Consider the following 2,361-nt stretch of genomic DNA (forward strand, 5'->3'; position numbering starts at 1 on the left):
CCTTTGGTTGCTTTGAGCATCCATGCGATGTATGCGTCGAGGTTTTCGGTCTGGCCTTTCTTGATGTAGTCCATCACGAGCCAGTTGTTGCCGAATAACGTGTACGCGGTCTGGTCGAGGATCGGGGTGTCGCGTATCTCCTCATGAGTGTGCCTTGCAAGGAGAGGCGGCATCGCCGCTTCATTAACAAAGGTATAGCCAAGCCTAGCATACCTGTACGCCGTGGTGAACGTAGTCGGTACGGAGAAACCTCCGCCGGCCCTCTTCAGAGGAGTCCTTGCTTCCATAGTGTCGTGAAGCTTGTCCTCCGGCCTGAACAGTCTGCCCACATTAACTTTCGGTCCTGCAACGTGCGTGTGAATATCAACACCGCCGGCCATCACAACTTTGCCCTTGGCATTGATGACCTTTGCGCCGGTCGAAAGCTTAGAAGGCTCGACGATCTTACCGTTCTGGACAGCGATATCCTTGACTTCACCCTTAACACCGTTAGCCGGGTCATAAACAAACCCGTTCTTAATCAATAATTCATTCTTTACTGGCTGAGTCATCATATTCACCTCAAATATTAGTGCTGTCCACCTGCCTCGCCTTTAAGCTCCTTCACCCTGTGGTACAACCTCTCAAGAATCTCATGATCAGAGAGAATGCCCTCAGGAGCGTCCGCGACCTTTCTGCAGCGTATAGGAACATTATCCATACGATAAGCGGTGCCTTCTTCCTCAACACCCACAATCGTAGACGGCATAACTATACTCGATACACCGGTCGTCGGCGTGTAATGAGGATCAATACAAACGGTCGGGATCCTTGCATAATACTTCATCGAAGACACCGGGAAATGCGCACCGGGATCCGAAGCAATGACAAATGCAGCATCGCACTCGCCCCTCGCAAGAATATCGTTCGCCGCGGTCTCTCCGGGATTGTATCTCGCGTACCCCCTGGAGAAATCCATCGCGAACGGGAATCCGGACTGCCAGCTCATAACCTGGCCAGAACCAGACACATTGTAGTGGCCTCTCATCGCTATAAGGTTGAACTTGGTGTACTTGTTCATATCAGCAACAAAACTGATAGCAATGTCTATGTTCCTGTGCTTACCAGTCGTCTGAGTAACACCCATACCGAAGAAAAGCAAGCCGAACTTCTTAGACTTACAAAGCTCACCAAGCTCCACAATCTTCTCCCTGGGAATTCCACCGACAACTTCCTGCTCGATCTTCTCTCCCCTTAATGCAGTCCTGAGCGCATCGAGCAACTCGTAATCCTTACCCTGCTCCACAGGCACGTAAACATCCGCCTGCTTCGCCGTGTCAGTCGGCCTCGGATCCACGACAATGGTCGTCCTGTCCTTGAAGCCCCTCTCCGTGAAAAAGCCTCTCGGATAAATCGAATACCTGCTCATATGCCTCGGATGAGCGTGGACCGGGTTGCAACCCCAATAAATAATCAGATCAGCCCTGTTCTTCACCTCACCAAGAGTACAGCACGGAGCACCCACAGTCTGGATAGCCAGAACAGAAGGCCCGTGACATACGGATGCAGTATTGTCCGTCACACCGCCACAAAGCTCAGCAAGCTCATTCCCCACTTCCTGAGCCTCACACGACGTGGAGGACCAACCGTAGAACAACGGCCTCTTAGCCTTCGCAAGGATCTGAGCAGCCTTCTCAATAGCATAATCATAGCTCACGGGAGTGAACTCAGCAGAGTTATCATCCCTCTCGAGAGGCGTCATAATCCTGTGACCGTCCTGAGCAGACTTGAACTTCTCGTTCCCGATGACACAAGCGTTCATCGTATCAACAATCGTGTTTCCATCCTTAATGATCTTAAGATCGTCACAAAGCGTACCGCAGAACGGGCAGACCACATCAGTAACAACCTGCAAGTTCTTAGATTCAGTCTTAGTCTGAGTCTTAGCTTCCATCAAATCTTACTCCTCCAGGTTCAATGTGGTCTTCTGAAGCAGCTCAATACCGTTCAGAACTTTTTCGTTAGGTGCTGGCACAATCGAGACTTTTACTCCCTTGAAATGGGGCATACCGGTCGAATACGTCTTCGGACTAATGACCTGGTTCGCCCACGGACCCATGGGAATAAAAACAAGCCCAGGGTGAGGACCCTGGGTCGCCTTGACCGCCCTAACGACTACCTCTCCGTGATCAGATCTGACCATCACCGTCTGCCCGGGAAACACATGAAGGCTCTTCATATCGCTGACATCCATCTCAACGATACCACAAGTCTTGATATAATAATCATCATGCTTGTGACCCTCAATAGCAACACCCTGCCAGACAGTCCTGCCTGAAATCAGGTTAGCTTCAATAGAGTTAGTCATATTCGGTCTCCTTC

General features: G+C 50.7%; 3 protein-coding genes. All 3 read right to left on the bottom strand.

The annotated features are described in order from the left end of the window. Positions 1-554 (bottom strand): amidohydrolase family protein (locus CUJ83_RS15485; protein WP_230743373.1); only part of this gene is annotated, 554 nt, incomplete at its 3' end. A 14-nt stretch (positions 555-568) separates the two neighbouring features. After that, on the bottom strand, positions 569-1,933 hold the full coding sequence (locus tag CUJ83_RS15490) for a formylmethanofuran dehydrogenase subunit B (RefSeq protein WP_230743374.1): 1,365 nt from the start codon (positions 1,931-1,933) through the stop codon (positions 569-571). Between the two features lie 6 nt (positions 1,934-1,939). Then, entirely contained in the window at positions 1,940-2,347 is a 408-nt protein-coding gene (locus CUJ83_RS15495) for a molybdopterin dinucleotide binding domain-containing protein (protein ID WP_230743375.1), read from the bottom strand. Positions 2,348-2,361: the final 14 nt, after the last annotated feature.

This window comes from Methanooceanicella nereidis (assembly GCF_021023085.1).
Taxonomy (GTDB): domain Archaea; phylum Halobacteriota; class Methanocellia; order Methanocellales; family Methanocellaceae; genus Methanooceanicella; species Methanooceanicella nereidis.